We start from the raw sequence: 5,810 nt of genomic DNA, 5'->3' as shown, positions 1-5,810 counted from the left end.
TGACAGGATCGCGCGCGGCTACGGACGGGGCTGCACGTCGACGCTGGGCGGCCGTGGCGACGGCTCCTTGCGCGTCGAGCGGCGGACAATCGAGAACGCTGCGGCGCCGGCGGCAAGGACTGCGGCGGCCGCTCCGGCGAGCACCCATGGACGTGGGCCGCGCCGCCGGGATCGGCGCGCCTCCTGAAGCGCTTGCGGCAGTCCGCTAACGACCTCCTGCGCCGCGGCGAACTCTTGCGCGAGCGCCTCTTGGGCGGTTTGCAAATCCCGGGCCAGGCGGCCCTCCCGGTAACGGCGGCGCAGACTCGAGGCGCCGGCCTGCGCCGAGTGCGCGCCCAGCCCGACGAGGCCGCGGGTAACGTCCACCGGCCCGACCGCGGTGTAGGTAAGGCCGCGGGATAGCCGCTGCCGCGACGTCAGCCGGGTGTGGTTCTTAGCGCTCATTGCTCGCCTTCCCCGGCCGCTTCCGCAAGACCGTAATCGGATACTTCCAGACGGTAGCCCGGTGGGCGTAGCCGGGTAAGCGTGATGGCAGACTGTGATGCCGTGACTACCAGCCCGATTCAGACTGCCACTGCCACACTGCACACCAACCGCGGCGACATCAAGATCGCGCTGTTCGGAAACCACGCTCCCAAGACCGTCGCCAACTTCGTCGGTCTGGCCCAAGGCACTAAGGAGTACTCGACCGAGAACGCCTCGGGCGGTAGCTCCGGCCCGTTTTACGACGGCGCGGTCTTCCACCGTGTGATCAACGGCTTCATGATCCAGGGCGGCGACCCGACCGGTACCGGCCGCGGCGGCCCGGGCTACAAGTTCGCCGACGAATTCCACCCCGAGTTGCAGTTCGACAAGCCCTACCTATTGGCCATGGCGAATGCGGGCCCGGGTACCAACGGCTCGCAGTTCTTCATCACTGTCGGTCAGACCCCGCACCTGAATCGCAAGCACACCATCTTCGGCGAAGTCGTGGAACCGGACTCACAGCATGTGGTCGACGCCATCGCCACGACTGCCACCGGCCCCGGCGACCGTCCAACCGAACCGGTCGTCATCGAGTCGATCACGATTTCCTGAACCGGCTGCCCGGCCGCCCGTCAGGGGCCGGCGTAGCCGTGCGCGGTAAGCACGTCGAGCACCTGCAACGGATCGGCGCCGAGGTCCCAACGCGAGAAGATCAGCAGCCTGCCGTCCTCCGCGTCGATCTCGAGCAGCCGCATCTTGCGCCCGATTCGGCGGAATTCGGTGATCCGGATGATCTTGATCTCGGCGCGCCGCAAAAGCTGCGTCCGCAACCAGCCGCGGACGCGGAGACCGTCGGACGTGATTGCCAGTTTTGGACGTGCGCGCCACGACGCGCTTGCAAACAAGATCAGACCGGCCGCGGAAATACCGAGCAGTAACCGCCCCGGGGGGTCTGTGACGACAGTCACACAGGCGATAGCCATCACAATGCCCGCGATGCCGCAAGCTGCGATTCCGGTTGAAGACGGCGACCACTGCGTTTGCTGCACGCTGCTCCTAGGCGGGCCTACCACTGCCGATGGAGTTATCCACAAGCGCTATCAACAATGGGGATGAATCACACGCGTGTGATCTAACAAGTCGGAGGTTGCCGGCCCAGTAAGCGCGCAGACCGAAAATGAATTCATTACGGTCGCGTCAACGGTTACCGCCACCGCATTGTGAGCAACAGACCGGTGATCATGAAAGCAAACGCGACGGCGTAGTTCCACGGGCCGAGGTCGGCCATCCAGCTGAGCATCGAGGGCGCGTCGGGGCCAGTGGCGGCCAGCTGGAACACCATCAGCCAGACCAGGCCGATCAGCATCAAGCCGCAGAACAAGACAACAAACCACACGCTGGACGGGCCGGCCTTCACTTTGACCGGCGTACGGCTGACCGCGCTGACGGTGAAGTCGGTCTTCTTGCGAACCTTGGACTTGGGCATTGCTACCTCGGGATGCCTCGGCGATACGGTATTCAGGGCAGTGTGCTGCAGTGTGTCAGGACGAGCCTAACGCACCAAACCAGCACCGAACGGAGGGGCGATGGCCGACCGGATCGTCCGGCTGTTTCGAGCCCGTGCGGCGACCCCACGTGCGCAGGAGTCGCGCCCGTCGTCGTGGCGGGTCGGCGTTCCGCTGGTCTGCCTGCTGGCGGGGTTGCTGCTCGGCGCAACGCACGGGGTGTCCCGGGGCGGCGAGATCCGGCGCAGTGACGCGCCTCGGCTGGTGGACTTGGTCCGTCGGGAGCAGTTCGAGGTCGACCGGTTGAACGCCGACCGGGATCGACTGTCCAACAGCATCGACTCGACGCATGGGCGGTCGTCGGACTCGGCGCTGGCCGCGATGCTGCGACGGTCGGCCGAGCTCGCCGGCGACGCCGGCCTGAACCCGGTGCACGGCCCGGGGCTGGTGGTCACGCTCGACGACGCGCAGCGCGACGCCAACGGTCGCTTCCCGCGCGACGCGTCCCCGGACGATCTCGTCGTGCACCAGCAGGACATCCAGGCTGTGCTCAACGCGTTGTGGAGTGCCGGCGCCGAGGCGATTCAGATGCAGGACCAGCGCATCATCGCCACCTCGGCGCCGCGCTGCGTTGGCAACACGCTGCTGCTCAACGGCCGGACCTACAGTCCGCCGTACAAGGTCACCGCGATCGGTGACGCCGCGGCCATGCAAGCCGCGCTGGCCGCCTCTCCCCTGGTGAGCCTCTACAAGCAGTACGTGGTGCGGTTCGGCCTGGGCTACACCGAGCAAGTCACGCCGGATGTCCGGATCACCGGGTACAGCGAGCCCGTGCGGATGCACTTCGCCCAGCCGGCCGGCCCGGTCAGCTACTGACCCGACCCGCCTTCGCGCACAACGGTAACCTGGCACGATGCGGATCTTGGTCGTCGACAACTACGACAGCTTCGTCTTCAACCTGGTGCAGTACCTCGGGCAGCTGGGCGTCGAGGTACAGGTCTGCCGCAACGACGACGCTTGGCTGTCCGACCACGCTGCGATTGCCGCCGAAGTCGACGGGATCCTGCTCAGCCCGGGTCCGGGCACGCCGGAGCGCGCCGGCGCATCGATCGACTTGGTGCGCGCCTGCGCGGCCGCGAAGACTCCGCTGCTGGGTGTGTGCCTGGGACACCAGGCCATCGGCGTCGCGTTCGGCGCAACCGTTGATCGCGCTCCGGAGTTGCTGCACGGCAAAACCAGCAGCGTCTTTCACACGAATGCCGGTGTACTGCAGGGGCTTCCGGATCCCTTCACAGCGACGCGGTATCACTCGCTGACCATCCTGCCGGAAACCCTGCCCGCCGAGCTGGAGGTGACCGCCCGCACCGGCAGTGGGGTGATCATGGGTGTGCGGCACACCGAGCTGCCGATCCACGGGGTCCAGTTCCACCCGGAATCGATACTCACCGAAGGTGGTCATCGAATGCTGGCCAACTGGCTGGCCTACTGCGGTCAGGTGCTCGACAACGGGTTGGTGCGGCGGCTGGAAAACGAGATCGTGAGCAGTTTGGCTACGGTGCGGCACTCCGCCGAGATCGACGTCGTCGGCTACTGACCGAACTTCAGCGTGATGGGCCCGTCCTTGTTCACGCCCTGACCCGCGGACGGACTCTGGAACACCACCCGGGCGTGCTTGTCGCCACCGGCGTCGACGTCGGCTCCCTTGACCAGGACGCCGGTCCAACCCAGCGATTGCAGCTGCGGGTAGGCGTCAGCCCAGAACAGCCCCGATAAGTCCGGCATGATGAACTGGTTGCCCTTGGAGACCTGGATCTCGATGATCGTATCGACCGGAACAGTCGCTCCCGCAGGCGGATTGGTCCCGATTACGTCGCCGGCCGGGCGAGGGCTGTCGACGGCGGCCTGGCTGAATTTGCTGAACCCGTAGACCGTGAGGTTCTTCTGCGCGAGGTCGGCGTTCTGTCCCACAACGTCGGGAACCTGCTTGGTCGAGGGACCCGAGCCGACGACCACGGCGATCTCGTTGGTGATCGCCGATGTCTGATTGGCCGGCGGATTGGTCGCCAGGACTTTGTCCTTCATCTCCGGCGGTGACGGCGACAAAACCTCCTTGAAGCGGCTGAATCCGGCCGACTTCAGCTTCTTCACCGCGGAGGCATAGCTCAGCGAAGACACGTCCGGCACCTCGCGCTGCTCTGGGCCGGTGGAGACGTCGATGGTAATCAGTTCGCCGGCACCAACTTTGGAGTTGGCGCCGGGATCGGTACCGATGACGTGATCGGGCTGGACGGTCGAATCTGGTTTCTGCTGGGTGCGTGTTTTGAAGCCGTGATTTTGCAACGCGGCAATCGCATCGGCGGACGCCTGCCCCCGTACATCGGGCACCTGGACGTTGCGCAGCCCGCCGCCGAAGGTGTTGATCAGGATCGTGACGATGACGGTCAGCACTGCCAGCGCAGCGACCGCGATGACCCAGCGACTCACCGAACTGGCACTGCGCTCGCGGCCGTAGTCGAGTTCCTGGCGGGGTAGCGGATCGGTTTGCGGCCCGGCCGAGTCGCTGGGATGCGTCGAGGCCAGCAGCGACGAGCGCTCGGCTTCGGTCAGGATCTTGGGCGCCTCAGGCGGCTCGCCGTTGTGTACCCGCACCAGGTCGGCGCGCATCTCCGCGGCCGTCTGGTAGCGGTTCTCGGGATTTTTGGCCAGCGCCTTGAGCACGACGGCGTCGAGGTCCGCGGAGATGCCCTCATGGCGCTGCGACGGCGGAATAGGGTCCTCGCGGACATGCTGGTAAGCCACCGCGACGGGTGAGTCACCGACGAAAGGTGGCTCGCCGGTGAGCATTTCGTAAAGCACGCAGCCCAGCGAGTAGACGTCGGATCGGGCATCGACCGAGTCGCCGCGGGCCTGCTCGGGGGAGAGGTATTGCGCGGTGCCGATGACGGCCGCGGTCTGGGTGACGCTGACTCCGCCGTCGGCGATCGCCCGCGCGATGCCGAAATCCATCACCTTCACCGCGTTGGTGGTGCTGATCATGATGTTCGCCGGCTTGACGTCGCGGTGGATGATGCCGTGCTGGTGGGAGAAGTTCAGCGCCTGGCAGGCGTCGGCGATGACCTCGATCGCCCGGGTGGGCGGCATCGGCCCGTCGGTGTGGACGATGTCGCGCAACGTCACACCGTTGACGTACTCCATCACGATGTAAGGCAGTGGGCCGGCAGCAGTTTCGGCCTCGCCGGTGTCGTAAACCGCGACGATCGCCGGGTGGTTGAGCGCGGCGGCGTTTTGCGCCTCCCGCCGAAAGCGCAGGTAAAAGCTGGGGTCACGGGCCAGGTCGGCGCGCAGCACCTTGACCGCTACGTCGCGGTGTAACCGGACATCCCGGGCCAAGTGGACCTCGGACATGCCGCCGAAGCCCAGGATTTCGCCCAGCTCGTAGCGGTCGGACAGGTGTTGCGGGGTGGTCATTAGGGTGTCTCGGGTCGGGGTGGCAATGCGCGGGGGATCAGCGCGATCGCCTGCGGCTGACTTTGCCGTCCAGCATTACCTGTTACCCCTCGATCCGTCCAATTTGTCGGATGTGCCGGAGACGACCCGGGCTTGCTGGGTGGCTGCCCGGTGTCGGTCACGGTCGGTGCGGACGGTTGCTGCTGCGAGCTGCTGTCCTTCGAGTTGATCACGATGAGGACGGCGATGATGATCGCCAATGCGCCGAGTACGCCGGCAGCCCACAGCAGCGCACGCTGACCGGACGAGAAGGTTCGCCGCGCCGGCGGCGTGCGATGGCCGCCCGTGGTGCGGCGGGCGACGGGAGCGCGGCCGGTGGGGTTGGCGGCGGCC

General features: G+C 66.5%; 6 protein-coding genes and 2 pseudogenes. 3 read left to right on the top strand and 5 right to left on the bottom strand.

From position 1 onward, the window contains the following. Positions 1 to 18: 18 nt before the first annotated feature. Positions 19 to 444, bottom strand: coding sequence for a cell wall synthesis protein CwsA (gene cwsA, locus WBF82_RS11130; protein ID WP_424383091.1), 426 nt, complete (start codon positions 442 to 444; stop codon positions 19 to 21). An 84-nt stretch (positions 445 to 528) separates the two neighbouring features. Between cwsA and WBF82_RS11125 the strand changes: the two genes are divergently transcribed. After that, positions 529 to 1,077: a peptidylprolyl isomerase gene (locus tag WBF82_RS11125; protein ID WP_424383092.1), complete on the top strand. Its 549-nt coding sequence runs from the start codon at positions 529 to 531 to the stop codon at positions 1,075 to 1,077. A gap of 20 nt (positions 1,078 to 1,097) precedes the next feature. On the opposite strand, the gene WBF82_RS11120 is transcribed toward WBF82_RS11125, so the two are convergent. Both WBF82_RS11120 and crgA read right to left on the bottom strand, forming a co-directional pair. Continuing rightward, entirely contained in the window at positions 1,098 to 1,514 is a 417-nt protein-coding gene (locus WBF82_RS11120; RefSeq protein WP_424383090.1) for a PH domain-containing protein, read from the bottom strand. 155 nt (positions 1,515 to 1,669) lie between these two features. Continuing rightward, positions 1,670 to 1,951, bottom strand: coding sequence for a cell division protein CrgA (gene crgA / locus WBF82_RS11115; protein ID WP_424383089.1), 282 nt, complete (start codon positions 1,949 to 1,951; stop codon positions 1,670 to 1,672). A 100-nt stretch (positions 1,952 to 2,051) separates the two neighbouring features. On the opposite strand from crgA, the gene WBF82_RS11110 reads away from it, so the two are divergent. Next, complete coding sequence (locus WBF82_RS11110) at positions 2,052 to 2,846, top strand: DUF881 domain-containing protein (RefSeq protein WP_424383088.1); 795 nt, start codon at positions 2,052 to 2,054, stop codon at positions 2,844 to 2,846. Positions 2,847 to 2,883: 37 nt separating this feature from the next. After that, a pseudogene (locus tag WBF82_RS11105) lies at positions 2,884 to 3,580 on the top strand (aminodeoxychorismate/anthranilate synthase component II). On the opposite strand, the gene pknB reads toward WBF82_RS11105, so the two are convergent. Then, positions 3,558 to 5,438, bottom strand: a complete 1,881-nt coding sequence (gene pknB / locus WBF82_RS11100; protein ID WP_424383087.1) for a Stk1 family PASTA domain-containing Ser/Thr kinase — start codon at positions 5,436 to 5,438, stop codon at positions 3,558 to 3,560. The pseudogene WBF82_RS11105 and the gene pknB overlap by 23 nt on opposite strands. Continuing rightward, positions 5,438 to 5,810 (bottom strand): annotated as a pseudogene (locus tag WBF82_RS11095) (serine/threonine protein kinase); the annotation flags it as partial. The pseudogene WBF82_RS11095 and the gene pknB, both read right to left, overlap by 1 nt.

It is taken from the genome of Mycobacterium sp. (assembly GCF_049673265.1).
In the GTDB taxonomy this organism is placed as follows: domain Bacteria; phylum Actinomycetota; class Actinomycetes; order Mycobacteriales; family Mycobacteriaceae; genus Mycobacterium.
The sequence above is the reverse complement of the archived record's forward strand: the minus strand, read 5'-3'. Positions and strand labels throughout refer to the sequence as shown.

Excerpts from the sequence above, each read along its gene's own strand:
- WBF82_RS11125 (WP_424383092.1), top strand. The coding sequence starts at position 529 with ATGGCAGACTGTGATGCCGTGACTACCAGCCCGATTCAGACTGCCACT.
- crgA (WP_424383089.1), bottom strand. The coding sequence starts at position 1,951 with ATGCCCAAGTCCAAGGTTCGCAAGAAGACCGACTTCACCGTCAGCGCG.
- WBF82_RS11110 (WP_424383088.1), top strand. The coding sequence starts at position 2,052 with ATGGCCGACCGGATCGTCCGGCTGTTTCGAGCCCGTGCGGCGACCCCA.
- pknB (WP_424383087.1), bottom strand. The coding sequence starts at position 5,438 with ATGACCACCCCGCAACACCTGTCCGACCGCTACGAGCTGGGCGAAATC.
- cwsA (WP_424383091.1), bottom strand. The coding sequence starts at position 444 with ATGAGCGCTAAGAACCACACCCGGCTGACGTCGCGGCAGCGGCTATCC.